This window comes from Afipia massiliensis (assembly GCF_001006325.2).
Taxonomy (GTDB): Bacteria; Pseudomonadota; Alphaproteobacteria; order Rhizobiales; family Xanthobacteraceae; genus Afipia; species Afipia massiliensis_A.
The window spans coordinates 2330482-2356685 of record NZ_LBIA02000001.1 but is presented as its reverse complement, the minus strand read 5'-3'; the positions used below and the strand labels follow the sequence as shown (position 1 = coordinate 2356685).

The window sequence follows — 26204 nt, the reverse complement described above, 5'->3', positions numbered from 1 at the left end:
AGATAATATTTGAACTCGCGATTCCCGATTGTTCTGAAAGATTGCCGTGTCCGATTATTCCCCGCTTGAAACCCTGATCCGGAAGCAGATCGCCGCAAGCGGGCCGATGCCGGTGTCGCGGTACATGCAGATCTGCCTGACGCATCCGCAATACGGCTACTATCTCAAGCGCGATCCCCTCGGCCGCGACGGCGATTTCATCACGGCGCCGGAAGTCAGCCAGATGTTCGGCGAACTGATCGGCCTGTGGGCGGCCTCGGTCTGGAACGCGATGGGCATGCCGGAAGAAGTCAAGTTCATCGAGCTCGGACCGGGCCGCGGCACCATGATGGCCGACGCGCTGCGCGCGGTGCGGATTCTGCCCGCCTTCCATGACGCCATCAGCGTGCATCTGGTCGAAGCGAGCCCGACGCTGCGCGACAAGCAGCGGGACAAGCTCGCCGATGCGGCCTATGTGGAATGGTACGACAGGATCGAGGACATTCCGGAAGGCCCTGCGATCATTCTCGCCAATGAATTCTTCGATGCGCTGCCGATCCATCAGGCGGTGAGGAAGGAAACCGGATGGCATGAGCGCACCATCGGCATCGATGACGGCATTCTCGCTTACGGCACGGCCGAGAATCCGATGCCGCGTTTCGAGGTGCTGCTGCCGCCGCTGGCGCGCGCCGCACCGGTCGGCGCGATTTTCGAATGGCGCCCGGACAACGAGATCATCACGCTGGCGCGCCGGGTCCGCGATCAGGGCGGCGCGGCGCTGATCATCGACTACGGCCATTTGCGCAGCGACGCCGGCGACACCTTCCAGGCGGTGGCGCGGCATAACTACACCAACCCGCTGCGCAACGCCGGCCTCGCCGACCTCACCGCGCATGTGGATTTTCAGGCGCTCGCCCGCGCCGCTGAGGATGTCGGCGCGCGCGCCCACGGCCCGGTGGAGCAAGGCGTGTTCCTCAAAAACCTCGGCATCGAGACCCGCGCGCAGGCGCTGATGAAGAACGCCACCGAAGACAGCCAGAAACTCACGGCCGCCGGACTGGCCCGCCTCACCGGCCCGAGTCCCGAGGGCATGGGGTCGCTGTTCAAGGTGCTCGGCATCTCACATCCCGAGATCGACACGCTGGCGGCGCTGTCCGATCAGGATGCAAAACCATGACGTTTTCGTCGTCGCTTCTCTCGGCTGTGCCCGGCGTGCGCCACGCATTCTTTTCGCGTGAGGGCGGCGTCTCGAACGGCATTTATGAGAGCCTCAACGGCGGCATCGGTTCGAATGACGATCCGGCGCATGTCACGGAGAACCGCCGGCGCATGGCGGAACATCTCGGCGTCGCGCCCGCGCAATTCCTCACCGTGTTCCAGATTCACTCGCCCGATGTCGCGGTCGCCACCACGCCGTGGAATACGGAGACGCGCCCGCGCGCCGATGCCATCGTCACCAACGTGCCGGGGCTCGCACTCGGCGTCACCGCGGCGGATTGCGGGCCTATCCTGTTTATCGATCCGCAAGCGCGCGTGATCGGCGCGGCCCATTCCGGCTGGAAGGGTGCGATCGGCGGCGTGCTTGAAAACACGATCGCCGCGATGGAAGGTCTCGGCGCAGCACGCAGCGGCATCATCGCCGCGATCGGTCCGCTGATCCGCCAGCAGAGCTACGAGGTCGGCGCGGAATTCGTCGCGCGGTTTTCGGAAGGCGCGCCCGACAACGCGCGGTTCTTCGTGCCGTCCACGCGCGCGGATCATGCGATGTTCGACCTTGCCGGATACATCCGGTTTCGGCTGGAGCGTGCCGGCATCCTGATGATCGACGATGTCGGCGTCGACACCTATGCGGACGAGCGGTTCTTCAGCTACCGCCGCACCACCCACCGCAAGGAACCGGATTACGGCCGCAACATCCACGCTATCGTGCTGGACGGCTAGCTCCCATCACCTGCGACATTATCGAACGTCGTGACCGGAATTTGTTCCGGCGACCGGCCTTGACTCTCCACCCGGTGGAAGCCCCACAACGCTTCCATGACACATCGAACCTACACCATTGGCGAGGCCGCCCGCCTGAGCGGCGTTTCGGTCCGGCGGCTGCGCTTCTATTCCGACAAGGGATTGCTGCCGCCCGCGGGACGGACCGAGAGCGGCTACCGCGTCTTCACTGACGAAGAGCTCGTCCGCCTCGATCTCATTCGCTGCCTGCGCGACGCCGGCGTCGGTCTCGACGCCATTCGCGAGGTGCTGTCGCACGAACTGTCGCTGACCGACGCACTGAGGCTCAGGCTGCGCGCACTCGAGGCCGAGATCGCCTCGCAGCGCCGCGTCGCATCCGCGCTGCGCGCCGCGCTCCGTTCCCCCGAACTCACTGAAGCAGACCTGAGGAGATTCTGGACCATGACCAATCTGTCCCGTACCGAACGCCGCAACGTGATCGAACGCTTCTACAGCCAGGTGTCAAAGGACGTCCGCATCGATCCCGAATGGATGCGGCAGATGATCGAGGCCAGCACGCCGGAACTGCCGGACGATCCAACGCCCGAGCAGTGCGATGCATGGATCGAATTGTCCGCGATCCTCGATGATCCGGAATTCGTCGCCACCATGCGCGCCAACGCCAAGGAAGTCTGGGACGGCGCCAATTTCGATCTTGCCGCCTGGCAGGCAGCCACCGACCCCTTCATCGCGAAAGCCAAGGACGCCATCGCGCAAGGGTTTGGACCGGAATCGGAGAGAGCCCATGAGCTTGCGCAGGAATGGCTGGAAACCTCCGCACGGGTGATGGGCCGTGCGCCGGATGACGCTTACAAGGCTTGGCTGCGGACCAGATACGCCGCGCACGATGCCCGCGCGGTGCGTTATTGGGAGCTTGTTGCGATCATGAAAGGCCAGTCGCCGCAGACCAGTCCCAACCGGGAGTGGACCTGGATCATCGACGCCATGAAGCATCATCTGGGCTGATCGTCCGGTCTTCGCTCGGATTTGGCTCAAATACCGACGGCCGTGGTCGCGGTTTGCAAACCCTGCCCACGGCCTGCCCTAGACGTTAACGCTCATTAACGATATCGCTGGACCGAACCCCGCCGTGCAGGGCACAACCCCGCCGGCGACGGACTCGGGGCGGACATGAGTTTCAAAGGACGAACAATCACTTCGGCGGCGCTGCGGTTTGCGCGGGCGCCCCTGTTGCTCGTTCTGCTGAGCCTGACGGCGGCCTGCACCACCAATGGCTCCGGCCCGGTGGCGACCACCGCGAGTTTTGGACCGACGGTGGCCTTCGAATCCGTGGATGGCCCGCCACCCCAGGTGTTCGACCGGCTGGTGCGCGCGCTGGAGACGGAATCCGCCGCCCGCAGTTTCACCATCGTCTCCCGCGAGGCGCAGGCCTCGTACCGGGTCCGCAGCTACCTGTCGGCGCAGGTCCGGCGCGGCAAGACCACCATCGCCTGGGTCTGGGACGTCTATGACCGGGATCAGGAACGCGCCATCCGCCTCAGCGGCGAGGAACCCGGCGGCAAGGGTGGCCGTGACGCCTGGGCCACCGCGGACGAGCAATTGATGCGCCGGATAGCGCTGGCCGGACTGAACGGCCTGAACGGCCTGATCAGCGGAAGCGGTCCGGCCCCGGAAAGCGCCCCACCGGCCACGCCGCGATCCGGCCCCGCCATCGCGCAGACTGACGAGAATCGGCCTGAATCGGCCCCCGGACAAACGCAAACCCTCGCCTTCAACGCCCATTGAAGGATGCCAGCCCTGCGCGGCACGGGTTTTTGCAGGAAAACGCGCCCCAACCCTTGGCTTTGTATTGCCAGCCTCGTTCGGTCCTTGTTATCACGCTCGCGCGCGCGAAGAGCACGATCCAGGTTCCATAGGCGGCGGTTGATATGTTGAAGAGCGTTTCCCCCACATCACGAGGAGAGGCTGCGATTTCAGCGAAAAATGGCTCCATCAAGCTGGTGGCCGGCAATTCGAACCCCGAATTGGCCGCCGAAATTTCCTCTGTCCTCGGCGTGCCGCTGACCAAGGCGAGTGTGCGCCGTTTCGCCGACATGGAAATCTTCGTCGAGATTCAGGAAAACGTCCGCGGCTCCGACGTCTTCATTATCCAGTCGACGTCGTTTCCGACCAACGACCATCTGATGGAATTGCTGATCATCACCGATGCGCTGCGCCGCGCCTCCGCGCGCCGGATCACCGCCGTGATCCCCTATTTCGGCTACGCGCGGCAGGACCGCAAAGCCGGCGGCCGCACCCCGATTTCGGCCAAGCTGGTAGCTAACATGATCACCCATGCAGGTGCGGACCGCGTCATGACGCTCGACCTGCATGCCGGCCAGATCCAGGGCTTCTTCGATATCCCGACCGACAACCTTTATGCCTCGCCGCTGATGGTGCGCGACATCAAGGACAAGTTCGACCTTGCCAAGGTGATGGTGGTGTCGCCGGACGTCGGCGGCGTGGCCCGCGCACGCGGCCTCGCCAAGCGGATCAACGCGCCGCTGGCGATCGTCGACAAGCGCCGCGAACGCGCCGGCGAATCCGAAGTCATGAACGTGATCGGCGATGTCGCCGGCTACGACTGCATCCTGATCGACGACATCGTCGATTCCGGCGGCACGCTGGTGAATGCCGCCGACGCGCTGCTCAAATACGGCGCCAAGGAAGTCTCGGCCTATCTCACCCATGGCGTTCTGTCGGGCGGCGCGGTCGCGCGCATCACCTCATCGCGGCTCAAGGAACTGGTCATCACCGACTCGATCCAGCCGACTGACGCGATGCGCAAGGCTCCGAACATCCGCGTGCTCTCGGTCGCCTCCCTGATCGCCGAAGCGATCGGCCGCACCGCGTCCGAAGAGTCGGTGTCGAGCCTGTTCGACTGAACGGCTCAATCTTCAAAAATATTTTTTCTTCGCCCTGCGCGCGCAATCAGCCCGCGCGACTCGCGATTGGCGAATCCGATTCCGTTTTGTTCTCATGCGCACGCGCGCCGAAACGTGAAACGATCCGGGTTAAGCTCAAGCGCGGACTCACGAATTGACTCGCGGCTCGATGTAAAACCGGAATTCATCTTCGCGCGTGGCGCTTCCTGTTGAAGACTGACGAAATTAACCCTTTGCCTGTGGACGGGATTCGGCACGGCGTTGCGCAGATTCCGCAAATCACCGATCAATCTTGACACAAGGTTGCCGTTGCGGCGCACGATCCGAAACTCGGACCGTCATGATCGTAAACGGAGAACTTGCAGCGACAGTCCTCGCTCGTTCTTTGCGTTTCGTTCAGCGTTTCACATCCCACACCAACTCAGGGTGAAGGCAGCATGTCCCATCTGGACATCATCACGGATTCGCGGAACAGCCCACTGTCGGTGGTCGAAGAGATTGCATCAACGAATGACTGGTCGTTCGAACGATCGGGTCAGGACGAGATCACGATCCTGACGCAGGGACAGTGGACCGACTATCAGCTGTCCTTCACCTGGATGGGTGACATCGACGCGCTGCATCTGGCCTGTGCCTTCGACATAAAAATCCCCGAGGCGCGGCGCAGCGAAGTGCAGCGCCTGATCGCGGCGATCAACGAGCAGTTGTGGATCGGCCATTTCGACGTCTGGCTGACGACAGGGTCGATCATGTACCGGCAGGCGCTGATCCTGCCCGGCGGCATGACCGCATCGCCCGCGCAATGCGAACTGATGCTGGACGGCGCGTTGCATGCCTGCGAGCGTTACTATCCCGCGCTGCAGTTCGTGGTCTGGGCCGGCAAGACCGCCGCGGAAGCCATGACCGCGGCGATGTTCGATACCGCCGGCGAGGCGTAATTTCACTCGGTCTTCCGAGCGCTGACCAAGTAAATGATGTCGTCCCCGCGAAAGCGGGGACCCATCTTTTGGTCCGCGCAAGCTGCGATAGCTTGTTGCGCTCCCGCTGATTCAATAGAACTCTGTGGTTATGGGTCCCCGCTTTCGCGGGGACGACCCGAGTGGATTGAGTCATGGCAACATTAACTTCCCCCAACGCGCTGAAGAATTTCCAGGGCTCCCTCGTGCTCGCGGGCGCTGGCAAGATGGGCGGCGCGATGCTGTCCGGCTGGCTCGACGGAGGGCTCGATGCCAAACGCGTCACGATCATCGAGCCCTATCCCTCCGACGAGACGCGCGACTTCATCGCGCGCGGTGTGCGGCTCAATCCGGAAACAACGAGCATCGGCACCGCCGACGTGCTGGTGCTGGCGGTGAAGCCGCAGATGTTTCGCGACGCCGGGCCGCAACTGCGGCCGCTGGTCGGCGCGTCCACGCTTGTGGTTTCGATCATGGCCGGAACCACCATCGCCGCCCTCACCGAAGTCTGCGGCGGCAAGGTCATCCGTTCCATGCCCAACACACCCGCCGCCATCGGACGCGGCATCACGGTCGCGGTGCCGGCCAACGGCGTAACGCCGGATCAGCGAGCGGTTGCCGATGCATTGCTGCGCGCCACCGGCAGCGTTGAATGGGTCGAAGATGAAGCGCTGATGGATGCCGTCACAGCCGTCTCCGGCTCAGGACCGGCGTATGTCTTCCTGCTCGCGGAAGAACTCGCGCGCGCCGGCGTGGCAGCCGGATTGCCAGAAGCGCTGGCGACAAAGCTTGCACGCGAAACCGTCGCGGGGTCAGGCGAACTGCTGCATCGCTCGGACCTCGACAGCGCGACCTTGCGCAAGAACGTCACCTCACCCGGCGGCACCACGGCGGCAGCGCTTGAGGTGTTAATGGGACCGGGCGGCTTTCAGCCGCTGCTGACCCGCGCGATTGCCGCGGCGACGAAGCGGTCGAGGGAACTGGCGAAGTAGTTTTCCCTATCTCAATTACCGCAACTGAGGGACAACGACATCTCCATTCACGATGTCGTCCCCGCGAAGGCGGGGACCCATAACCCCTGAATTGCTATTTGAAGCGGGATATCGTGACGAGTCCTCGTCAAAATCGAAGACGTAGGGAGTATGGGTCCCCGCCTTCGCGGGGACGACGTGTGGAAACATTCCGCGATTGCCTTACACCGGCACGCGCACGGTCGCCCGCAATCCACCCAGCGGGCTGTCGCCGAGCGTGATGTCGCCGCCGTGCGAGCGCGCGATGTCGCGGGCAATCGCCAGACCGAGACCCGTGCCGCCCTCGTCCTGATTGCGCGCATCATCCAAACGCAGGAACGGCTTGAACACTTCCTCGCGCATGTCGAGCGGAATGCCGGGGCCGTCGTCGTCAATCGTCACCGTCAGATAGCGATGATCGCGGTGACCGGTGATCGCAATCGCATCGGCATGACGCGCGGCGTTCGACACAAGATTGGCGAGGCAGCGCTTGAACGCCGCGGGCTTCACGATCACCACCGGCAGGCCGTGGAAGACCACCGTCGCCGCATGGCCGTGGCGCTCGGCGTCGCTGCGCAATTCCTCCAGCGCCCGCTCCATGTCGGTCGGCTGCGCGTGTTCGCCGCTGTCGCCGCGCGCGAAGGACAGATACGCCTCCAGCATGCCGCTCATCTCGTCGACGTCCTTGCGCATGCCCTCGACTTCCGGGCTGTCGCCGATCAGCGCCATCTCCAGCTTGAAGCGCGTCAGGATGGTGCGCAGATCGTGGCTGACGCCGGCCAGCATCGCCGTGCGCTGCTCAATGCTGCGCTCGACGCGGGATTTCATTTCCATGAAAGCGAGCGCCGCGCGGCGAACCTCGCGCGCGCCGCGCGGCCGGAAATCCGGCACCTCGCGGCCCTTGCCGAAGCTCTCCGCCGCATCTGCCAGCCGCAGGATCGGCTTGATCTGGTTGCGCAGGAACAGCACCGCGACGATCAGCAGGATCGATGATGTGCCCAGCATCCAGAAGATGAAGATTTCCGAATTCGACGCATAGGCTGCGCTGCGCTGCGCGAAGACGCGCATCACCGTGTCGTCGAGCTTGATACGGATTTCGACCAGCGACGAACGCCCGACGGTGTCGATCCAGAACGGGCGCGCGATCTGGCGGCTGAGCTGCACCGACAAGGTCTGGTCGAGCAGCGAGAAGAACGGCTTCGGCCCCGGCGCCGGCATGTCGTTGACCGGGAGGAAGTCCACCACCAGCCCGAGACGCTGCTGCGCGATCCGCTTGATCTGCGTGCGGTCCTTGTCCTGCGGGAAGGATCTGTAGACATCGATCAGCGCGGAGATGTCCTGCACCACGGCGGCGGACAGGCGCCGCGTCACCGTGTTCCAGTGCCGCTCCATGAACACGAACGCGACCACCGACTGGAGGATCACCATCGGCACGATGATGATCAGCAGCGCACGGGCATAGAGCCCCTTCGGCATCAGCTCCTTGAACCAGCGTCCCAGCCATCCGCTGGCGTCCGACACGCGCCGCGACGCTGTGCGGATAAATGTGAGGCCGGTGTCGAGCGTGCTCATGATGAAGCGTCCGCCATGCTTACGGCGACGCCACGAGGCGGTAGCCGATGCCGCGCACGGCCTGCAGGAACAGCGGATTGGCGGGATCGCGCTCGATCTTGCGCCGCAGCCGGTTGATCTGCACGTCGACCGCGCGCTCGTTGGCGCTGCCGTCGCCGCCGGTCAGCGCGCCGCGCGGCACCGTCTCGCCCGGCGTCGCGCTAAGAATGCGCAGCATGTCACGTTCGCGGTCGGTGAGATGGATGATCTTCTCGCCGTCGCGCAGTTCGCCGCGCTCGAGATGATAGACATAAGGTCCGAACGCGACCGACTCCACCGGCGGCGCGATCACCGGCGCGGCGCGCTTGAGGATGTTCGCGATGCGCAGCACCAGTTCGCGCGGCTCGAACGGCTTGGCCACGTAATCGTCGGCACCGATCTGCAATCCCTCGATCCGGCTTTCGGCTTCGTGCCGCGCGGTGAGCATGATGATCGGTACCGCGGAAGATACGCGGATCGAGCGCGCGAGATCGAAGCCGGTTTCGCCGGGCATCATTACGTCGAGAATCAACAGATCGAAATGCAGGCCGGTCAGCTTGGCGCGCGCATCGGCAGCGCTCTTGGCGGTGGTGACGCGATAGCCCTCGTTGCCGAGGAACCGCGAGAGCAGATCGCGAATGCGGCGGTCGTCATCGACCAGCAGCAGATGCGGCGCATCGTCGGCCGGTTGCTGGCGGGTTCGCTCCGGTGTTGCGATGTCGATCACCTTGCATCCTTCGCCGTCGTGCGGCCGCTTCGGAGGATTCCCTCCAGCACCTTGTCGGGATCGGTATCGTCGATCATGCCGAGCAGAAACTGGCGCGCGGCGTCGGCGCCCTCCGGGCCGATCGCCTCAAGCGCGCGGTTGATGCGCGTGGTCTGCAATCCGGCCAGTTTCGCCACAAGGGCCTCGCCTTTCGGGGTGGCGAAAAGAAGACGCTGACGCCGGTCGTTGTCGCCGGCCTTCTGAACGATATAGCCCTCGTCGAGCAGCTGTTTCAGGACACGCCCCAGCGACTGTTTGGTGATCCGCAGCACGTCCAGCAGATCCGCGACCTTGAGGCCGGGGTAGCGGGTCACGAAGTGCACCACCCGGTGATGGGCACGGCCGAAGCCGAATTCCTCCAGCACGTCGTCAGCATCGCCGACAAAGTCCCGATAGGCGAAAAACAGCAGCTCGATGATGTCCCAGCGCTGGTCGCCGCGCGACGATGCGCCGACAGCTCCCTCCTTGGCGGAAGGCTGCCCTGCACCCTGCGTTTTGAAATTTACGTCAGGCATATTGACATATCTTGGGTTCAATATTACAAAAAGACCAAGCTTCACGAAATATTCGGATATTTCGCCGTCGCCGGGCTCTCGGAGTTCCTGAAAACTTCGGCCGGAAAAGAAGCGAATTTTTCGCCGTGCGATTGTCGGTCGACATTCCACGAAACATACTGGACTTAACCGCTCTCGACAAACGAACGAGCGCCTGCCGGCTCCTGAAACAGGACCGGCGGATCTGGAGGAAAGCGATGGGAGTTTCGTTCGATAAGATCGATGGCGCGATGCTGCTGGAGTTCGAAAAGCAGCCCGCGACGAATCCGACGCCCGAGAAGGAGCGCGCGGCAAAGCTCGTTGACCCCGGCTTCGGGCGGATTTTCACAGATCACATGGCTGTGGTTCGCTACAGCCAGGCGAAGGGCTGGCATGGCGCGCGCGTCGAATCCCGCGCGAATTTCGCGCTCGATCCGGCCACGGCCGTGCTGCATTACGCTCAGGAGATTTTCGAAGGTCTCAAGGCCTACAAGCGCGACGACGGCGGCGTGAACCTGTTCCGTCCCGACGCCAATGCCCGGCGCTTCCGAAATTCGGCCGAGCGGATGGCCATGGCGCCGCTGCCCGAACCTGTGTTCATCGAAGCGGTGGAGCAGCTCGTGCGCATCGACCGCGACTGGATCCCCGGTGGCGAGGGCAGTCTCTATCTGCGGCCCTTCATGATCGCGAACGAGGTCTTCCTCGGCGTGAAGCCGTCCTCGGAATACATCTTCGCCGTCATCGCATCGCCGGTCGGTTCCTATTTCAAGGGCGGACCTGCGCCCGTGTCGATCTGGGTGTCGGAGAACTACACACGCGCGGCGATCGGCGGCACCGGCGCCGTCAAATGCGGCGGCAACTACGCCGCAAGCTTGCGCGCGCAGGCCGAGGCCATCGATCACGGCTGCGATCAGGTGGTTTTCCTTGATGCGGTCGAGCGCCGCTACATCGAGGAACTCGGCGGCATGAACGTCTTCTTTGCGTTCGACGATGGTTCGCTGCTGACGCCGCCGCTCGGCACGATCCTGCCGGGCATCACCCGGGATTCGATCATCGCGCTCGCCAAGGAGTCCGGCACGCGCGTGCGCGAAGAACTCTACACCATCGACCAGTGGCGTGCCGACGCGGCCAGCGGAAAGCTGAAAGAGGCCTTTGCCTGCGGCACCGCGGCTGTCATCTCGCCGATCGGCAAGGTGTGTTCCGCGAGCGGCGACTTTCTCATCAACGGCGGCGCCGCCGGTCCCGTCGCGATGGGGCTGCGCAAGAAGCTGGTCGACATCCAGTACGGTCGCGCGGCCGACACGCACAAATGGATCAGAAAGGTCTTCTGATCGGCGGCGGCGGAACTATTCCGCCGCCTCTCCTTCTTCACGCACTGATCGCGCGGCGCCGCGCGCCACATTCGCTCACCATGAAGTCCACCAGCGCGCGCACGGACGGAAGCAGTCCGCGGCGTGACGGGAAGACGGCGTGAATGATTCCGCTCTTGGGAATCCATTGCGGCAGGACGTGAGTGAGCCGCCCCGCCTGGACATCCAGCCAGACCATCATTGTCGGCAGTTGCACAATCCCGACGCCCTTGATCGCGGCCTCGCGCAGCGCGGCCATGTCGTCGGTCACAAGCCGGGGCGTATGCGGGACGATGGCCGTTTTGCCGTCGGACTGTTCGAGCGACCAGCCATGCTCACGATGCGCCGGCCCCAGATCGAGACTCGGCCAGCCGTGAAGATCCGCCGGGCTTTCGGGGAGCTTTCGGCCTTCAATCAATGAAGGACTGGCCACCAGACATTGCGTGCTTTCGTCGAGCCGCCGCATCACCAGTTCGGAGTGTTCGAGCGGCGGGAAGCGGACCCGGATCACCATATCGAATCCTTCGCCGATCACATCCACCCGCCGGTTGGTGCTCTCAAGATGGATTTCAACGCGCGGGTTCTCGATCATGAATCGCGCGATCAGTTCGCCGAACTGAAAGTTGAGCAGCGCGGTCGGACAGGCGACACGGATCACACCCTGCGGTTCCGAGCGCACCCGTTCGATCACCGACTGCGCGGCTTCCGCCTCGACCAGAACGGCGACGCAACGCTCGTAATATTCCTGCCCGATCTCGGTAACCGAGAAACGCCGCGTGGAACGCTGGATCAGCCGAACGCCGAGCCGCTCTTCCAGCAGCGCGATCCTGCGGCTCAGTTTTGATTTCTGCATTCCCAGCGCACGGCCGGCGGCGGCGAAGCCGCCACGGTCGACCACCTGGACGAAATAGTAGAGATCGTTGAGGTCCTGCATTGTCCTATTTATAGGACGCAGAGTGCCTGTTTACAATCTTTCTGCCTTATCGTCCGAGGAATACAACCTTCCCATCAGCAACCGGGGATCGCCCCGATGCTCCAAGGAGATCTGAGATGAAGAAGGTTCTTGGCGTTTACAGCAATCCCAACATGCACTGGGTCGGCGACGGCTTTCCGGTCCGCTCGCTGTTTTCCTATGACACGCTTGGCCAGCATGCGAGCCCGTTCCTGCTGCTCGACCAGGCCGGGCCGCACTACTTCGATCCCGCGGCCAAGCCGCGCGGCGTCGGACAGCATCCGCATCGCGGCTTTGAGACCGTGACGATTGTCTACGACGGCGAAGTCGAGCACCGGGACTCCACCGGCAAGGGCGGCGTGATCGGCCCCGGCGACGTCCAGTGGATGACGGCGGCCGGTGGAATCCTGCACGAGGAATTTCACTCGCGCGGCTTCATGCGCAGCGGCGGACCGTTTCGCATGATTCAGCTTTGGGTGAATCTTCCCGCGAAGGACAAGATGAGCCAACCGGGCTATCAGACCATCACGGACTGCGACATTCCCGTGGCCGATCTGCCCGGTGATGCAGGGCGGGTGCGGGTGATTGCCGGCGCCTTCGACGGCCGCAAGGGGCCGGCGCGGACGTTCACGCCGATCAACCTCTGGGACGTGAGGCTGAACCGCGACGCGGCCGTTACCCTCGATCTTCCCGAGGGTCACACGACCATGCTCGTCGTTGTCTCCGGCCGGGTTACGGTCAACGGCACGCAGGACGCGGGCGAAGCGGAAATGGTGCTGCTTGATCGCAACGGCAGCAGCGCTACCATCGATGCAAGCAGCGATGCGATCGTGCTGGTGCTCACAGGCGAGCCGATCGATGAGCCGATCGTCGGCCACGGTCCGTTCGTCATGAACAGCGAGGCGGAAATCCGTCAGGCGATCGACGACTTCAATGCTGGTCGTTTCGGCGCAATAGCCCAAGCATAAGCCAAGCAAAGATAAGACTCCGGCCTGACAGACCAGGCCGGAGTCTTTCTCAAAAACATCACATCGGGACAGAGCGCTCGCACTGCCCAACCGGCGGAGGCGTGGCCTGCGCGCGGCACCCTTGCGAGCTTTTGAAGGAAGGAAAACCATCATGACCAGCGAAGCCATCCGCGATCCGGTCAAGGATCATCTGCTCACGCCGCAGAACGCAGCATTCATCGTCATCGATTATCAGCCGGTTCAGGTGAACTCGATCGCCTCGATGGACCGCCCGACGATGGTCAAGAATATCGTCGGCACCGCGAAGACCGCCGTCGCCTATGGCCTTCCCATCGTCCACTCCACGGTCAACGTGAAGACCGGCCTCAACAAGCCGCCGATCTCGCAACTGCAGAAGGTGCTGGCGGACTATCCGACCTATGACCGCACCACGATCAATTCCTGGGAGGACGTCGAATTCCTCAAGGCCGTGAAGGCGACCGGCCGCAAAAAACTGATCATGACGGCGCTGTGGACCGAAGCGTGCCTGACCTTCCCCGCGCTCGACGCGCTCAAGGAAGGATACGAAGTCTATGTCGTGGTCGATGCCGTCGGCGGCACGTCGGTCGTCTCGCACGACATGGCGTTGCGCAGGATCGAGCAGGCCGGCGGCAAGATGATCACGCTCGTGCAGTTGCTCTGCGAACTTCAGCGCGACTGGAAGCGCACCGACACCGTGCCCGCGTTCCTCGACATCAATATCGAGTTGGGCGGCACCGCCGGTCTCCAGTTTGCATGGGATCAGGCCGAGCGCGCAAAGAAATAAGCCGATGAAGAGCTGAATCGCAATCGATACAACTTGGTCGTCTCCGCGAAGGCGGGGACGACGCAGGATTCTAGGCGGGTAACATCACAAACTTCACCAGCGGCAGATGCGGATACGCGCGCCCTCCCGCAGATCGCGGCGCGATCCGCGTGTCCGCTTATCCGCTGACGCCGGACTTCCACATCTTGTAGAGGTCTTCTTCTCCGTCCGGACGAACGGGAAGATAGGCAATCTTCAAAGACTGCGACGGCAGCGGCTGCGCCAGTTGCGCGTAAATCGCCGCCGTCGACAGGCCGTAAGATTCACCGTCCTCGTTGGAATAGGCGTAAGTCACCTCGGTGATGCCGGTGAGGTGCATCGCCGCCAGACACATCGGACATGGATGTCCGCTGGCATAGATCGCGCAGCCATCAAGCCGGGGCGAACCGAGCGCCTGGCTCGCGGCGCGGATCGCCTGCAACTCCGCATGTGTGGTGGGATCGCCGGTCGCCGCGATTTCGTTGACGCCGATTGCAATCGTCTTGCCGTCCTTGACCAGCACTGCGCCAAATGGCCGGCCGCCGCGACGGACATTGTCGCGCGCCAGCCCGATCGCTTCACACAAAAAGCGTTCAGCGGACATGCAGCCTCTCCCTGTCTGTTCGGATCAGAGCGCCTCAGCCGGAAGCCAGAACACTTCGCCGTCGGAGTCTTCTGTGTCGAGCCACAACAGCGGCAGATTCGGATAGGCGTCTCCGAGTACGTCGCGGCCACGGCCGATCTCGCACAGCAAGCCGCCGTCCGGCGTCAGGTGATCTTTCGCCGTGTCGAGAATCCTGCGCACGACGTCGAGACCGTCATCGCCGCCATCGAACGCGATCGACGGCTCATGGCGGCATTCGCGCGGCAGGCCCGCCATGCCTTCCGCGTCAACGTAAGGCGGATTGGTGATGATGAGGTCGTAGCGCGCATCATTCACCGCATCGAACAGATCGCCCTGATACAGCGCGACGCGATCCTCGAGGCCGTAGTCGGCGACATTGCGCGCGGCCACCGCCAGCGCGTCGGGTGAAATGTCTACCGCGTCCACGGTCGCATTGGGGAAACTCTGGCACGCAAGAATCGCGAGGCAACCCGAGCCGGTGCAGAGATCGAGCACGCGCGTGACGTTGATCGGATCGTCGATCAGCGAACCGCCCTCCTCCTCGACCTCGCCGCTGAAATGCGAATCCAGCAGTTCGCCGATGAAGGAGCGCGGCACGATCACCCGCTCGTCGACATAGAACGGCAGCCCGCGCATGTAGATCCTGTTGACGAGATAGGCGGCAGGCTTGCGGGTGGCGATGCGCTTTTCGATCAGACCCAGAATCTTTTGCGCCTCATGCGAGGTGACCCGCGCGCCCGCAAACATCTCGAACTGGTCCGGATGCAGATGCAGCGCCTCGCACACGATAAATGCCGACTCCGCCACCGGATCGGTGGTGCCGTGGGCGAACACCACATCGGCTTCGATGAAGCGGCTGACGCCGTAGCGCATCAGGTCCAGCAGCGTGACGAGTTCGCCCGGTGCGACCTTGGGCGGCGCTGCGGGCTTCAGTACCTTCTTCGGCTTTGCGCGCGTCGTACCGCGTTTTGCAGACGCCTTCGCGGCCGCGGACTTCGTTTTCTTCGCCATTACTTTTTCCACCGCGCCGCTGCGTTGTCGTCATGGGCCTGCGCATCGACCCAGCTTGTTGAAGCAGTATCGCCACCACCCGCACGTTCCTCGGATTTCCAGAACGGCGCGTTGGTCTTGAGATAATCCATCAGGAACTCCGCCGCCTGAAACGCCGCTTCGCGATGAACCGAGGCTGTCAGCACCAGTACGATGTTGTCACCCGGCACCACGCGGCCATACCGATGGATCACCGTGACGCCGGTCAATGGCCAGCGCGCAATCGCCTCGGACACATGCCGCCCGATCTCGGCTTCGGCCATGCCGGGGTAATGTTCGAGCGTCATCGCCGCGATGGCGTCCTTGCCCTCGCCGCCCCGGCAGATCCCCGAAAAACTTACCACCGCGCCGACATCGTGACGCGCCCTGGTCAGCGCCGCGATTTCCGCGGCGATGTCGAAATCCGCTGACTGAATTCGGATGGTGACGGGCGTCGTCATAGAAATTTAACCGCCGGTCATCGGCGGAAAGAACGCAATCTCGCGCGCGCCCGCGATCGCGGTGTCGGGCTTGACGTGGGTGTGATCGATCGCGGCGCGGATGGTGCGCGGCGACGCGAATGCGTTGGCGTATTCCTCGCCCCGCGCCACCAGCCACTGCATCAAGTCCGCGACGGTGCGCACATCCGCGGGCGGATCGAGTGTTTCCTCGGTCTTGCCGATACGTTCGCGCACCCAGGCGAAATAGAGAACCTTCACCGGTCTTCCTCGGTCAAATGATGGATTCCTGCACGGAGGTAATCCCATCCGGTGTAGATGGTGAGAATTGCCGAAATCCACAACAGCGTGATGCCGATCAGGACGGTCGGCGGCAGGATCATTTCGCCCGCCTCGCCCGCGATCAGGAAGCCGATGGCAACGAGTTGCACGGTCGTCTTCCACTTCGCCAATTGTGACACAGGTACGCTGATGCGGATGACGGCGAGATATTCGCGCAGGCCCGACACCAGAATCTCGCGGCACAGGATGACGATGGCCGCCCATAGCGACCAGCCGCGAATGGTTTCGTCCGCCGCCAGCATCAGCAGGCACGACGCCACCAGAAGCTTGTCCGCGATCGGGTCCAGCATCTTGCCGAGCGACGATTGCTGGTCCCAGATCCGCGCATAATAGCCGTCGAGGAAATCGGTGATGGCCGCGGCGATGAAGACGAACAGCGCAACCCAGCGCAGCCACAGCGGCGCGCCCATGATGGACTGCGCATACATGCAGCCGATCACCACCGGGATGGCGGCGATCCGGGAGTAGGTCAGGATATTGGGCAAAGACAGCGAGCGTTTCGCTGGCTTCGGAGCGGCGACACTGGTCATGGCTTTACCAATACTGCGAAAGTGCCCGCGTCAACAGCCCAGCGAACGCATTTCGGCCAAGTCTAAATGCGGGCAGTGGCGAGAGGTTTACCCGCTGCCGGGATGGAAGAAATCGAAGATTTTACGAGCACTTTCAGCACTGACGCCCGGAACCTTGCCGAGATCGGCGACCGAGGCCCGCTCGATCTCTTTCAGGGTGCCGAAATGATGGAGCAGCGCACGCTTGCGTGAAGGGCCGATACCGGGGATTTCCTGCAGACCCGCCTCGCGGATGTCCTTCTTGCGCAGCTTGCGATGCGACCCGATCACGAAACGATGCGCCTCGTCGCGCAGCCGCTGGATGAAATACAGCACCGGATCGCGCGGCTCCAGCTTGATGGACGGCCGGTCCGGCATGAACAGGGTTTCGCGTCCGGCGTCGCGGTCCGGCCCCTTGGCCACCGCGATCAACGACACGTCCGTCAGATTCAGGGCGGTGAAGATTTCGCGTACCGCGTTGAGCTGGCCCTGACCGCCGTCGATGATGACGAGATCGGGCCATTGCGGCACCGTGTCGTCGCTCTCCTTGTCCGGCTTCTTGCTGTCGGATGCACTGTTGATCAGCCGCTTGAAGCGGCGCTTGAGCACTTCACGCATCATGCCGTAGTCGTCGCCCGGCGCGAGCCCTTCCGACTTGATGTTAAACTTGCGGTATTGATTCTTGAGGAAGCCTTCCGGTCCCGCAACGATCATCGCACCGACCGCATTGGTGCCCTGGATGTGGCTGTTGTCGTAGACCTCGATCCGCTTCGGCACGCGCGGCAGGCCGAGCGCGGTCGACAGTCCCTGCAGCAGGCGGGTCTGCGTCGCGGTGTCGGCGAGCTTGCGACCCAGCGCTTCGCGCGCATTGGTCAGCGCATGCGCGACCAGCTCCTTCTTTTCGCCGCGCTGGGGCGTCGACACCTCGACCTTGTATCCCGCCTTCACGCACAGCGCATCCGAGAGCAACTGCTGATCCTCGATCCGGTGGGAGAGCAGGATCAGCTTCGGCGGCGGCTTGTCGTCGTAGAATTGCGCGAGGAACGAACCAAGCACTTCCTCCGGCGGCATCGTCTTGTCGGCGCGCGGGAAGTAGGCGCGGTTGCCCCAGTTCTGTCCGGTGCGAAAGAAGAACACCTCGACGCAGGAGTAGCCGCCCTCCTGATAGATCGCGAACACGTCGGCTTCCTCGACGGTGCGTGGATTGATGCCCTGCTGCGACTGGATCGCGGAGAGCGCAGCGAGACGATCACGGTACAGCGCCGCGCGCTCGAACTCGAGTTCGTGCGACGCCTTCTCCATCTCGCCCGCGAGTTCCTGCTTCACCAGCCGCGAGCGGCCGGAGAGAAACTCATTCGCCTCGCGCACCAGTTCGGTATAGCCGGGAAAATCGATCTCGCCGGTACAGGGGCCGGAGCAGCGTTTGATTTGATAAAGCAGACACGGACGCGTCCGGCTTTCGAAAAACGAATCCGTGCAGGAGCGCACCAGGAACGCGCGCTGAAGTGCTGTGATGGTGCGGTTGACCGCGCCGACCGACGCGAACGGCCCGAAGTAGCGACCCGGCCGGGCCTGCGCACCGCGATGCTTGACGATCTGCGGCGCCCAGTGGTCGCCGGTGATCAGAATATAGGGAAACGACTTGTCGTCGCGCAGTTGCACGTTGAAGCGCGGACGAAGCTGCTTGATGAGGTTGGCTTCCAGCAGCAGCGCTTCGGTCTCGGTCGCCGTGGAGACCATCTCCACATTGACCGTCGCCGCGATCATCCGCGCGATGCGCGCCACCTGGCCTGTGGGACGCGCATAGGACGCGAGCCGCTTCTTCACGCTCTTGGCCTTGCCGACATAGAGCACATCGTTGGCCGCATTGAGCATGCGATAGACGCCGGGCGAGGTCGGAGCGAGTTTTACCGCACGCTCGATGGCGGCGCGGCCGATGGCGAGTGTGGCTTCGCCTGCGAATTCGGCGGACTCATCGTCCTGTTCCGGAAGCCGTGCTTCCTCATCGTCCTCGGCGACGGCGATCGATGCCGGATCGACATCCTGTCCGCGCAGGTTCCGCGGCGACGGTTCCTGCGGAAGCGGCGTCGATGCCGGCTGTTCGGGCGGCTGTGCGGGATCGGAGGTGTCGTGAATCATGACCAGTACTTAAGAGCTGCGAATGAATTCATCCAGCATGGCCCACACGCACGGAGGAACCCGAACGGGTTTTGGTCCGGCAACGCTGCGGCCCGATTTGTAACACTTTCTTAAGGATGTGAAGGGGGCTGCGGGCCGCCTTAACGAGTGTTTAACGTAAAACTATCGATAAATTTTACGAAGAAAAGGTGGGCTTTCGTAACCACGCGGGGTCCGCCGCGCCACGTTGGTCAAACAACGGCCACGCCGGCGCGCGCGTGAGGAGAGTAAGATGAAGAAGACGATTTCCGGCGCGATTGTCGCCGCGACATGTATGACCGCATCGGCGCACGCCGCCGACATCTACGGCCGCCGCCCCTATGCGCAGCCCTACACGGTCAATCAACCGCTCGCCAACAGCTGGATCGGGCCGTATATCGGCGGCAATCTCGGCTACGGCTGGGGCGACGTTTCCAACAGCGGAGCGAAGCCGTCGGGCGTGCTCGGCGGTCTTCAGGTCGGTTACAACTGGCAGTCCGGCGCGTGGGTGGCCGGCATCGAGGGCGATCTGCAGCTCAATTCGTCGGACGATACGTTCGCTGCGTGGAAATTCTCCAACCCCTGGTTCGGCACCGTGCGCGGCCGCGTGGGTTACGCTTTCAACAACGTGCTGCTCTACGGCACCGGCGGTCTCGCTTTCGGCGCGCTGAAAGTCGAGCGGCCCGGCGGCTTCTCGGAGAGCAACACCTCGGCTGGCTGGACGATCGGCGCCGGTGCGGAATTCGCGATCAACCAGAACTGGTCGGCCAAGGTCGAATATCTTTACGTCGATCTCAGCGAGAAGAACTTCCTGATGACCGGTCTGCCGAACGGCTATCACTTCAGCACGGTCCGCCTCGGCGTCAACTACCGCTTCTGACCGGCGCTGCGCGGTCACACTCCATCAATCCCGGGCCCCGCGCCCGGGATTTTCATTTGCGGGGTTTAATCCCGAGGATGCGTCAGGGCGAAACGACGAGATCGACCGCCTTCGGTCCCTTGCCCTTCTTGTCAGGCTCGACTTCAAAAGTAATACGCTGTCCTTCGATCAAATCCTTCAATCCAGCACGCTCGACTGCGGTGATATGTACGAACACATCGCGTCCGCCGTCGTCCGGCTTGATGAATCCGTATCCGCGTTCGGCATTGAAGAACTTGACGACACCTGTCATGGCCATCGGGAACCCCTCCCCGCATTGCACCTCCGGCGCGCAACGCGCGTCGGCCAGGCCCGGCATTCACTGCCGGAAAGCGGCGGCCTTGGAGAACGCCTCCAAAAACAGGGAGCGCCCGGGGCCTCTCGTCATTCCGCCGCGGCCATTCGCGGGCGCGGGACGTAAAAGCCGACCTTCACGGCTGTAGCATAATACGGTTCCCGGCAAATTGGCCATGCCGCATTTGGGGTATTCGTGCGCATGGAATCCAGGCACGCATCAAGCGCTGCGCGTGCAGTGCGTCAGGCTCTGACGGCTTCCACCCGGAAGCGGCCGGCGCCTCCGAGACCGAGCGGCTTCTCAAGCTCGTGCAGGATCGCCTTCAACTCCGCAGCCAACGTCCACGGCGGATTGACGATCAACAGACCGGCGGACACCAATCCTGAGTCCTGCGTCTGCGGCGCGACGCTGAATTCGACGCGCAGGCATTTTGTGTCGCCGCCGGCGTTCGCCACGCGCGCCACTTGATCCGCCAGGGTGTCGGTGGCGCGGCGTTCTTTCACCGGATACCAGAGCATGTAGATGCCGGTCGGCCATTTGGCGTGCGCCGCGCTGAAGCCATCCGCCAGCCGCTTGAACTCGTCGCGGCTCTCGAACGGCGGATCGATCAGCACCAGCCCGCGCCGCTCGTTCGGCGGCACGAATGCCGGCAACCCGGTCCAGCCATCGAGATCGACCACGCGCGCCTGCGTGTCGCGGCGCAATGCGGAAATCAGTTGCTTGCGTGCGTTCGGCTCCAGTTCGCAGGCGACCAGACTGTCCTGCGGCCGCAGCAGCGCGCGCGCGACCAACGGCGATCCCGGATAGGCGGTGAGATCGCGCTGCGGATTGAACGCGCGCACGATGTCGAGATAGGGCGCGACCAGCGCCATGACCGGTTCGGACAAACGCGCCTGCATCAGCCGCGCGATGCCGGTGCGCCATTCGCCGCCGCGCTCTGCCTCGCTGCTGGTCAGATCGTACAGCCCGGCGCCGGCATGGGTATCGATCACGCGGAACGCGGCCGGCTTCTCGTGCAGATAGGTGAGGATGCGCACCAGCACGATGTGCTTGATGACATCGGCGAAGTTTCCGGCGTGGAATGCGTGACGGTAGTTCATGGCGCGACAGTTACGACATCGCGCGAGGAAAGTAACGCACGTAACGCAGGTGAAATCCGTCATCCTGAGGTGCGAGCTCTTGCGAGCCTCGAAGGATAACGATTCAGAAGGCGGATGTTTTGCCGTCGCCCTTCGAGGCCTCCGCTACGCTACGGCACCTCAGGGTGACGGCGCAAACTCACCCCCCGCGCACCGGCGGCATCACCACCTTGTCGCGGCGGCAGGCGCGGCGGTCGATCTCCTCGCAGGCACGGAACTGCAGGTCCTTGCTCATGCAGATGCGCACCTCACTGAGACGCTTGCTGTCGCAGGTCACCGCAATGGCCGAACTTGAGAGGCCGGGATTGGCTTTGATGAAGGCATCCTCGATGTCAGCGGGCGCAACGAGTCTGGTGTCGGCCAGTTCGAGATATTCGGCCGGAATCTTCACCGCTGCGCGAGCCTTGCGGGTGGTTTCGAAATAGGCGCGGGCACCCAGCCCCGAGCAGGTGCCGTGCTTGTCCCATTCATTGTAGATCAGGCCCGGCGCCGGCATCAGATCGAGCATCGAGGTCATGACCTTGCGGTCGAGTCGCGGCGACGGCCGCTGGCAGTAGTTCGGAAAGCCGCGATCGTATTGCGGCCACAGCCCGTGCACGACGAAAGAAAACGGCCGGCCGGCGCATTGGGTCTGGATGCCGCGGCCGGAATTGCCGCGCTCACTCGCGGCCTGACAGAACGACGGCGACCACGACAGTGCGAGTACGTAGAAGTCGAACTCGCCGGGCGCATTCTGGCGATGATCCTGCGCCGATGCGGAGCCCGCGACGACGCCGGCCATCACGAGGCCGAGCAGCGGGGCGGCGAACCGGCGGAACAACGACTCAGTGCGTAAAAACCCAAATGAAAAAACAGCGGCCGACGAACCAGACCTGAAACCGAACATGGCGACGCCCCCACCCCTCTCCGCATCCTCCGGTCAGCGCCGGGTCGCTCGTGCGGACTACGCAATGCTTAAAGCCTAGTCAGGCCAAAAGAACATTTCAAGAACAAAATCGCCTCGTCCACCGCAACGCGGACGGGGCGACCCGAATCACGAATCGATTTTGCGAAGCTTTAAGGCCGCGCGGCCTTGCAGGACGGGTTGTAGGCCCAGTTGCGGTCGAGGCCGACCACACACCATTCGACGCCCGAATCGAATCCGGCGAAGCCGCCGTCCTCGATGACCGAAAAATGCACCTGACGCGCGCGGCCATCGTTCAGCATGGCGCTGGCGGTGCAGAAGCGACGTGGAATGCTGTCATTGGCCCAGGCGCGGAAAGCCACCTCGTGGACGTTGGCGTAGCCTGTAATTACAAGCGCCGAATTCCAGAACTTGCTCTCTTTTTCCGCGAACTGCTGGGAAATGGTCCCGAGCGCTTCGCTGCAGGGGCGTATGGCGCCGTCGTAGCGCGGGCCGGACAGCCAGATGCCGCGCTCCAGGACACCGGCGGCCTCGGCCGCAGGGCTGAATGCCGTCAGGCCGGCCATGGCGCCAAGCGCCAAGGCAAGAGTCAGTTTCCGGATTGTCGAGAAAAGGTCGCGCATGAAGGCGGTCCACCGAATGGTCGTTGCGTCGGAAGGTGCCGCGAAGCCGTCAGCCGGTCAAGTGCAGCGCGGCAACACTCGGCCACCAACCCCCATCGAATCGCGCCGGCGTTCTTTCCATGGCAGCCCGACCGCCTTATGGTGAGGGTGGAATCGAACGGAGAGCATGATGCGAGCGACTGGAACGGTGATCCTGACAGCAGTTTTGGGGACCCTTGCGCTGACGCCCGCAAACGCGTTTGTCGACACGGTGCCACCCTTCAAGGGCAACGACACCGGCGGCATCATCGCCTATTCGCTCTACAAGGAAGGCGCGGACATCAAGGCGATGGCGGTCGATCATTGCGCCCGCTACGGCAAGGCCGTGAAACTGACCGGCACCGATGCCCAGTACGGCGGCTATATTTCCTTTGCCTGCGTCTGGGTCCATCCGGGCCATCTCGATCGGCCGCTGCGGGTCGGCTACTGACGACACCATTTCTGCGACGTGAAACCGCGGTCGTCCCCGCGAAGGCGGGGACCCATATTCCCTGTCATTGAACTTTATGAAGTTGCTGCCCCGTCCGCATCCAACCGGGTCGCCCGGTGGTTATGGATCCCCGCTTTCGCGGGGATGACGACCGAGGTTGTGTCGGTTCACTACTTCCCGATCTTCCAGGGATCGTACTTCTCTTTCGAATCCGGGACATTCTTCATGGCGGCCCTGGCGGCGGCCTCTTCCCGGGCCATGCGCTTCTGCCGGTCCTCGCCCTGGGGCTGCGAAGCACCCGTATCGCCGCCGGGACGCCCCCTGCCCTGCGCATGAACCTGTCCGGAAAACAGCATCACGGCCGCGGCGGCAATCAGCACGAGTCTCATCGGACGTCTCCGTTGGCGAACGGCCGGAAACCTAGCCTCGTTCGAGGCTCCGGAACAATCAGAAATGCTCGAAAGGGACCGGCGCGGGCCGCATCAACTGACGCCGAACCGCTTTTCGAACGCCGCGATATTGATCACGCCGCGCCGATGGGTGCCGTCGCCGATCTTGCGGGACCCGTCCCAGGCTTCGACATCGAACAGCACGCTCTTGGCGTCGATCTGGCGCACGCGCGACGTCACGCGCACCGTGCGCCCGACTGGCGTCGCCGCCAGATGCCGGACATTCACCTCCATGCCGACGCTGACATAGCCCTCCGGCAACAGGTCGGCGATGGAGGCGGTGCTGGCCTTTTCCATGTGCAGGATCATGACCGGGGTCGCATAGACAGCCGGCATGGTCGACAGGAAATGCTGCACCGTCATGTCGTGCGCAACGGTCACAACCGTTTCACCGGGAATGCCGACGGCGACTTTCTCAAGCACGTTCATGCTGGCGTCCTGAGGCTTACTTCGCTGCGGCCTTGCGCTCGAGGAAGGTCTTGCCGCCCTTCATCTTGTGGGTCAGCGGCGCTTCATTGATCTGCACCGTCACGACTTCCGCATCGACACCGAGGTTCTTCACCAGCGCCTGGGTGATGTCGAACATCATGCCCTTCTTCTGATCGTCGGTGCGTCCGGCGGCCATGTTCACGATAACCTCAGGCATTGTTGCTTCCTTTTGTTTGTGACGCCTAAGTGGCGTTCGTCTGCTTTCTCTTTCCCTCTCCCCTTGTGGGAGAGGGTGCCCGAGAGAAGCGAGGGCGGGTGAGGGGGTGATGAATTCCGCCCCCTCACCCGGCTCGATCTCGTTTCACTCGATCTCGCCACCCTCTCCCACAAGGGGAGAGGGTGAAATTCACTTCCAAACCACATTATGCCGCGCGAGCACCTTGCGCACGGCTTCGACCAGTTCGCTTTCCTTCGCGGCAAACTGCGCCTCGGCTTGCTTCTGCAGATAGTCGTCGCGATTGCCGGTGTCTCCGGCAATTTCCGCGCCGATGATCAGATCCTTGATCTGCACCTCGCCCTTTGCCTTTTCGTCGCCGCCCTGAATGACGACGCACGGCGAATTGCGCCGGTCGGCATACTTGAATTGCACGCCGAGATTGTTCTTCGGATTGCCGAGATAGAGTTCGGCGCGGATGCCCGAATTGCGCAGCGTCGCAACGAATTTCTGGTACTGCGCGATCTCGTTGCGATCCATCACCACAACAACGACGGGACCAAACTCGGGCGTGGTGTCGATCTTGCCGAGCATCGTCAGCGCAGCTTGAAGCCGTGACACGCCGATGGAGAATCCCGTCGCCGGGACCGGTTCACCGCGAAAGCGCGACACGAGCCCGTCATAGCGTCCGCCACCGCCGACCGAACCGAAACGCACCGGGCGTCCCTTCTCGTCCTTGGTGTCGAGCAGCAGTTCAACTTCGTAGACCGGGCCGGTGTAATATTCGAGACCGCGGACGACGGAGGGATCGATGCGAACACGACCATCGTCGTATCCACCTGCACGCAGCAACTTCCAAATTTCCTGAAGCTCCGCCAGCCCTTCTACAGATGACCCAAGAAGGTTGTGCGCAATGCCGCCAAAAATTCCTTGCGCCCGAATATCTTCAGCTTTTCTGGTTGTGATTTCACCCGACGCGACGCCTTGCTGAAATTCAACATTGCTTAACCTTGCAGCCGCGCTCATCGAAGCAATCTCAAACAGAACGAGAACTTTGTCAGCTTGCGCGCTATTCAGCCCGGCTCCCTTGGTAAAGTCGCCGCTTTCATCCTTTCGACCTTCACCGAGTAATTTGCGAACTTCTTCGACCGGAAATTTATCCAGCTTATCAATCGCGCGCAGCACCGTGAGCCGCTTGCCAGCATTCTCATCACCGCCAAGGCCGATGCTTTCCATCACGCCGTCGAGCACCTTGCGGTTATTGACCTTCACCACATAGGAGCCGCGCGGAATGCCGAGCGCTTCCATGGTGTCCGCGGCCATCATGCACATCTCGGCGTCGGCGGCGGGCGAAGCGGAGCCCACCGTGTCGGCGTCGAACTGCATGAACTGGCGGAAGCGGCCGGGGCCCGGCTTCTCGTTGCGGTAGACATAGCCGTTGCGATAGGAGCGATACGGCTTTGGCAGCGTGTCGAAATTTTCCGCGACGTAGCGCGCCAGCGGCGCGGTCAGGTCGTAGCGCAGCGAAATCCACTGCTCGTCGTCGTCCTGAAACGAGAACACGCCCTCGTTGGGGCGATCCTGATCGGGGAGAAACTTTCCGAGCGCGTCGGTGTATTCCATCGCCGGGGTTTCCACCGGCTCGAACCCGTAGCGCTCATAGACCTCGCGGATGGTCTCGACCATCTGCCGCGTGGCGGCGATTTCGGCGGGCGTGCGATCCACCAGCCCGCGCGGCAAGCGCGCGCGCAGTTTCTGCGGTTTTTTGGGTTTCTTGTCGGTCATGGAATCC

30 protein-coding genes are annotated in these 26204 nt (G+C 63.1%); 12 read left to right on the top strand and 18 right to left on the bottom strand.

Features of this window, described 5'->3' with window-relative positions:
• Positions 1–46: 46 nt before the first annotated feature.
• The 7 genes from YH63_RS11235 (at position 47) to proC (ending at position 6813) form a co-directional block, all read left to right on the top strand.
• On the top strand, positions 47–1156 hold the full coding sequence (locus tag YH63_RS11235) for a class I SAM-dependent methyltransferase (RefSeq protein WP_046827530.1): 1110 nt from the start codon (positions 47–49) through the stop codon (positions 1154–1156).
• Positions 1153–1920 (top strand): peptidoglycan editing factor PgeF, encoded by a 768-nt coding sequence (gene pgeF, locus YH63_RS11230; RefSeq protein ID WP_046827531.1) that lies wholly within the window; start codon positions 1153–1155, stop codon positions 1918–1920. Before YH63_RS11235 ends, pgeF begins: the two co-directional genes overlap by 4 nt.
• Positions 1921–2016: 96 nt before the next feature.
• Positions 2017–2946 carry a MerR family transcriptional regulator gene (locus YH63_RS11225; protein ID WP_046827532.1) on the top strand — a complete coding sequence of 310 codons (930 nt, stop codon included), beginning with the start codon at positions 2017–2019 and terminating at the stop codon, positions 2944–2946.
• A 165-nt stretch (positions 2947–3111) separates the two neighbouring features.
• Positions 3112–3726 (top strand): hypothetical protein, encoded by a 615-nt coding sequence (locus tag YH63_RS11220; RefSeq protein ID WP_046827533.1) that lies wholly within the window; start codon positions 3112–3114, stop codon positions 3724–3726.
• A gap of 185 nt (positions 3727–3911) precedes the next feature.
• Positions 3912–4865 carry a ribose-phosphate pyrophosphokinase gene (locus YH63_RS11215; RefSeq protein WP_040427486.1) on the top strand — a complete coding sequence of 318 codons (954 nt, stop codon included), beginning with the start codon at positions 3912–3914 and terminating at the stop codon, positions 4863–4865.
• Between the two features lie 437 nt (positions 4866–5302).
• Positions 5303–5803 (top strand): YbjN domain-containing protein, encoded by a 501-nt coding sequence (locus YH63_RS11210; protein WP_046827535.1) that lies wholly within the window; start codon positions 5303–5305, stop codon positions 5801–5803.
• 173 nt (positions 5804–5976) lie between these two features.
• The gene (proC, locus tag YH63_RS11205; RefSeq protein ID WP_046827536.1) at positions 5977–6813 is read left to right on the top strand and encodes a pyrroline-5-carboxylate reductase; all 837 of its coding nucleotides are present in this window, start codon (positions 5977–5979) and stop codon (positions 6811–6813) included.
• A 201-nt stretch (positions 6814–7014) separates the two neighbouring features.
• Here the strand turns inward: proC and YH63_RS11200 are convergent, their stop codons facing one another.
• From YH63_RS11200 to YH63_RS11190, 3 genes are read right to left on the bottom strand one after another with little or no spacing between them, the layout of a single operon-like run.
• Positions 7015–8403 carry an ATP-binding protein gene (locus tag YH63_RS11200; RefSeq protein WP_046827537.1) on the bottom strand — a complete coding sequence of 463 codons (1389 nt, stop codon included), beginning with the start codon at positions 8401–8403 and terminating at the stop codon, positions 7015–7017.
• Between the two features lie 19 nt (positions 8404–8422).
• Complete coding sequence (locus YH63_RS11195) at positions 8423–9148, bottom strand: response regulator (protein ID WP_046827538.1); 726 nt, start codon at positions 9146–9148, stop codon at positions 8423–8425.
• Positions 9145–9702, bottom strand: coding sequence for a MarR family winged helix-turn-helix transcriptional regulator (locus YH63_RS11190; protein WP_170978683.1), 558 nt, complete (start codon positions 9700–9702; stop codon positions 9145–9147). The genes YH63_RS11195 and YH63_RS11190 overlap by 4 nt, the downstream gene beginning before the upstream one ends.
• A 236-nt stretch (positions 9703–9938) precedes the next feature.
• On the opposite strand from YH63_RS11190, the gene YH63_RS11185 reads away from it, so the two are divergent.
• Positions 9939–11051, top strand: coding sequence for a branched-chain amino acid aminotransferase (locus YH63_RS11185; RefSeq protein ID WP_046827539.1), 1113 nt, complete (start codon positions 9939–9941; stop codon positions 11049–11051).
• 37 nt (positions 11052–11088) lie between these two features.
• Here YH63_RS11185 and YH63_RS11180 read toward each other — a convergent pair whose 3' ends face one another.
• Positions 11089–12003 (bottom strand): LysR family transcriptional regulator, encoded by a 915-nt coding sequence (locus tag YH63_RS11180; protein WP_046827540.1) that lies wholly within the window; start codon positions 12001–12003, stop codon positions 11089–11091.
• A gap of 116 nt (positions 12004–12119) precedes the next feature.
• Between YH63_RS11180 and YH63_RS11175 the strand changes: the two genes are divergently transcribed.
• Both YH63_RS11175 and YH63_RS11170 read left to right on the top strand, forming a co-directional pair.
• Positions 12120–12989, top strand: coding sequence for a pirin family protein (locus YH63_RS11175; protein WP_046827541.1), 870 nt, complete (start codon positions 12120–12122; stop codon positions 12987–12989).
• A 151-nt stretch (positions 12990–13140) separates the two neighbouring features.
• Positions 13141–13794, top strand: a complete 654-nt coding sequence (locus YH63_RS11170; RefSeq protein WP_046827542.1) for a hydrolase — start codon at positions 13141–13143, stop codon at positions 13792–13794.
• A 157-nt stretch (positions 13795–13951) separates the two neighbouring features.
• Here YH63_RS11170 and YH63_RS11165 read toward each other — a convergent pair whose 3' ends face one another.
• From YH63_RS11165 to uvrC, 6 genes are all read right to left on the bottom strand, one after another.
• Positions 13952–14416, bottom strand: coding sequence for a nucleoside deaminase (locus YH63_RS11165; protein ID WP_046827543.1), 465 nt, complete (start codon positions 14414–14416; stop codon positions 13952–13954).
• A 24-nt stretch (positions 14417–14440) separates the two neighbouring features.
• Positions 14441–15448: a 50S ribosomal protein L3 N(5)-glutamine methyltransferase gene (gene prmB, locus YH63_RS11160; RefSeq protein ID WP_046827544.1), complete on the bottom strand. Its 1008-nt coding sequence runs from the start codon at positions 15446–15448 to the stop codon at positions 14441–14443.
• A complete protein-coding gene (locus YH63_RS11155) occupies positions 15448–15927 on the bottom strand; it encodes a molybdenum cofactor biosynthesis protein MoaE (RefSeq protein ID WP_046827545.1) in 480 nt (159 codons plus the stop codon). The genes prmB and YH63_RS11155 overlap by 1 nt, the downstream gene beginning before the upstream one ends.
• Positions 15928–15933: 6 nt before the next feature.
• On the bottom strand, positions 15934–16185 hold the full coding sequence (gene moaD, locus YH63_RS11150) for a molybdopterin converting factor subunit 1 (protein ID WP_046827546.1): 252 nt from the start codon (positions 16183–16185) through the stop codon (positions 15934–15936).
• Positions 16182–16796, bottom strand: a complete 615-nt coding sequence (gene pgsA / locus YH63_RS11145; protein WP_137325179.1) for a CDP-diacylglycerol--glycerol-3-phosphate 3-phosphatidyltransferase — start codon at positions 16794–16796, stop codon at positions 16182–16184. Before pgsA ends, moaD begins: the two co-directional genes overlap by 4 nt.
• A gap of 87 nt (positions 16797–16883) precedes the next feature.
• Positions 16884–18953, bottom strand: coding sequence for an excinuclease ABC subunit UvrC (uvrC, locus tag YH63_RS11140; protein WP_046827548.1), 2070 nt, complete (start codon positions 18951–18953; stop codon positions 16884–16886).
• 271 nt (positions 18954–19224) lie between these two features.
• Here uvrC and YH63_RS11135 point away from each other — a divergent pair, with 271 nt between their 5' ends.
• Positions 19225–19851 carry an outer membrane protein gene (locus YH63_RS11135; RefSeq protein WP_046827549.1) on the top strand — a complete coding sequence of 209 codons (627 nt, stop codon included), beginning with the start codon at positions 19225–19227 and terminating at the stop codon, positions 19849–19851.
• An 82-nt stretch (positions 19852–19933) separates the two neighbouring features.
• On the opposite strand, the gene YH63_RS11130 is transcribed toward YH63_RS11135, so the two are convergent.
• The 4 genes from YH63_RS11130 to YH63_RS11115 all read right to left on the bottom strand — a co-directional run bounded on the left by YH63_RS11130 (position 19934) and on the right by YH63_RS11115 (position 22851).
• A complete protein-coding gene (locus tag YH63_RS11130) occupies positions 19934–20149 on the bottom strand; it encodes a cold-shock protein (RefSeq protein WP_046829586.1) in 216 nt (71 codons plus the stop codon).
• A 278-nt stretch (positions 20150–20427) separates the two neighbouring features.
• Positions 20428–21285, bottom strand: a complete 858-nt coding sequence (locus YH63_RS11125) for a 23S rRNA (adenine(2030)-N(6))-methyltransferase RlmJ (protein ID WP_046827550.1) — start codon at positions 21283–21285, stop codon at positions 20428–20430.
• A 178-nt stretch (positions 21286–21463) separates the two neighbouring features.
• Positions 21464–22210, bottom strand: coding sequence for a ribonuclease T2 (locus YH63_RS11120; RefSeq protein WP_170978682.1), 747 nt, complete (start codon positions 22208–22210; stop codon positions 21464–21466).
• A gap of 170 nt (positions 22211–22380) precedes the next feature.
• Complete coding sequence (locus YH63_RS11115) at positions 22381–22851, bottom strand: hypothetical protein (protein ID WP_046827551.1); 471 nt, start codon at positions 22849–22851, stop codon at positions 22381–22383.
• A 169-nt stretch (positions 22852–23020) separates the two neighbouring features.
• Here YH63_RS11115 and YH63_RS11110 point away from each other — a divergent pair, with 169 nt between their 5' ends.
• Positions 23021–23320, top strand: a complete 300-nt coding sequence (locus tag YH63_RS11110) for a hypothetical protein (RefSeq protein WP_046829588.1) — start codon at positions 23021–23023, stop codon at positions 23318–23320.
• A gap of 170 nt (positions 23321–23490) precedes the next feature.
• Here YH63_RS11110 and YH63_RS11105 read toward each other — a convergent pair whose 3' ends face one another.
• The 4 genes from YH63_RS11105 to hisS all read right to left on the bottom strand — a co-directional run bounded on the left by YH63_RS11105 (position 23491) and on the right by hisS (position 26197).
• Complete coding sequence (locus YH63_RS11105; protein ID WP_046827552.1) at positions 23491–23709, bottom strand: hypothetical protein; 219 nt, start codon at positions 23707–23709, stop codon at positions 23491–23493.
• 93 nt (positions 23710–23802) lie between these two features.
• On the bottom strand, positions 23803–24198 hold the full coding sequence (locus YH63_RS11100) for a thioesterase family protein (protein ID WP_046827553.1): 396 nt from the start codon (positions 24196–24198) through the stop codon (positions 23803–23805).
• Between the two features lie 16 nt (positions 24199–24214).
• Positions 24215–24415, bottom strand: a complete 201-nt coding sequence (locus YH63_RS11095; RefSeq protein ID WP_046827554.1) for a tautomerase family protein — start codon at positions 24413–24415, stop codon at positions 24215–24217.
• 189 nt (positions 24416–24604) lie between these two features.
• Positions 24605–26197 carry a histidine--tRNA ligase gene (gene hisS / locus YH63_RS11090; protein ID WP_083992581.1) on the bottom strand — a complete coding sequence of 531 codons (1593 nt, stop codon included), beginning with the start codon at positions 26195–26197 and terminating at the stop codon, positions 24605–24607.
• Positions 26198–26204 lie beyond the last annotated feature (7 nt).

Bases quoted from the DNA above. Each gene is read 5' to 3' on its own strand.
- YH63_RS11120 (WP_170978682.1), bottom strand. From the start codon at position 22,210: ATGTTCGGTTTCAGGTCTGGTTCGTCGGCCGCTGTTTTTTCATTTGGG.
- YH63_RS11225 (WP_046827532.1), top strand. From the start codon at position 2,017: ATGACACATCGAACCTACACCATTGGCGAGGCCGCCCGCCTGAGCGGC.
- uvrC (WP_046827548.1), bottom strand. From the start codon at position 18,953: ATGATTCACGACACCTCCGATCCCGCACAGCCGCCCGAACAGCCGGCA.
- pgeF (WP_046827531.1), top strand. From the start codon at position 1,153: ATGACGTTTTCGTCGTCGCTTCTCTCGGCTGTGCCCGGCGTGCGCCAC.
- YH63_RS11100 (WP_046827553.1), bottom strand. From the start codon at position 24,198: ATGAACGTGCTTGAGAAAGTCGCCGTCGGCATTCCCGGTGAAACGGTT.
- hisS (WP_083992581.1), bottom strand. From the start codon at position 26,197: ATGACCGACAAGAAACCCAAAAAACCGCAGAAACTGCGCGCGCGCTTG.
- YH63_RS11180 (WP_046827540.1), bottom strand. From the start codon at position 12,003: ATGCAGGACCTCAACGATCTCTACTATTTCGTCCAGGTGGTCGACCGT.
- proC (WP_046827536.1), top strand. From the start codon at position 5,977: ATGGCAACATTAACTTCCCCCAACGCGCTGAAGAATTTCCAGGGCTCC.
- YH63_RS11200 (WP_046827537.1), bottom strand. From the start codon at position 8,403: ATGAGCACGCTCGACACCGGCCTCACATTTATCCGCACAGCGTCGCGG.
- YH63_RS11170 (WP_046827542.1), top strand. From the start codon at position 13,141: ATGACCAGCGAAGCCATCCGCGATCCGGTCAAGGATCATCTGCTCACG.
- YH63_RS11110 (WP_046829588.1), top strand. From the start codon at position 23,021: ATGCGAGCGACTGGAACGGTGATCCTGACAGCAGTTTTGGGGACCCTT.
- YH63_RS11105 (WP_046827552.1), bottom strand. From the start codon at position 23,709: ATGAGACTCGTGCTGATTGCCGCCGCGGCCGTGATGCTGTTTTCCGGA.
- pgsA (WP_137325179.1), bottom strand. From the start codon at position 16,796: ATGACCAGTGTCGCCGCTCCGAAGCCAGCGAAACGCTCGCTGTCTTTG.
- YH63_RS11175 (WP_046827541.1), top strand. From the start codon at position 12,120: ATGAAGAAGGTTCTTGGCGTTTACAGCAATCCCAACATGCACTGGGTC.
- YH63_RS11190 (WP_170978683.1), bottom strand. From the start codon at position 9,702: ATGCCTGACGTAAATTTCAAAACGCAGGGTGCAGGGCAGCCTTCCGCC.
- YH63_RS11135 (WP_046827549.1), top strand. From the start codon at position 19,225: ATGAAGAAGACGATTTCCGGCGCGATTGTCGCCGCGACATGTATGACC.
- YH63_RS11210 (WP_046827535.1), top strand. From the start codon at position 5,303: ATGTCCCATCTGGACATCATCACGGATTCGCGGAACAGCCCACTGTCG.
- prmB (WP_046827544.1), bottom strand. From the start codon at position 15,448: ATGGCGAAGAAAACGAAGTCCGCGGCCGCGAAGGCGTCTGCAAAACGC.
- YH63_RS11165 (WP_046827543.1), bottom strand. From the start codon at position 14,416: ATGTCCGCTGAACGCTTTTTGTGTGAAGCGATCGGGCTGGCGCGCGAC.
- YH63_RS11095 (WP_046827554.1), bottom strand. From the start codon at position 24,415: ATGCCTGAGGTTATCGTGAACATGGCCGCCGGACGCACCGACGATCAG.
- YH63_RS11130 (WP_046829586.1), bottom strand. From the start codon at position 20,149: ATGGCCATGACAGGTGTCGTCAAGTTCTTCAATGCCGAACGCGGATAC.
- YH63_RS11155 (WP_046827545.1), bottom strand. From the start codon at position 15,927: ATGACGACGCCCGTCACCATCCGAATTCAGTCAGCGGATTTCGACATC.
- YH63_RS11220 (WP_046827533.1), top strand. From the start codon at position 3,112: ATGAGTTTCAAAGGACGAACAATCACTTCGGCGGCGCTGCGGTTTGCG.
- YH63_RS11115 (WP_046827551.1), bottom strand. From the start codon at position 22,851: ATGCGCGACCTTTTCTCGACAATCCGGAAACTGACTCTTGCCTTGGCG.
- YH63_RS11125 (WP_046827550.1), bottom strand. From the start codon at position 21,285: ATGAACTACCGTCACGCATTCCACGCCGGAAACTTCGCCGATGTCATC.
- YH63_RS11185 (WP_046827539.1), top strand. From the start codon at position 9,939: ATGGGAGTTTCGTTCGATAAGATCGATGGCGCGATGCTGCTGGAGTTC.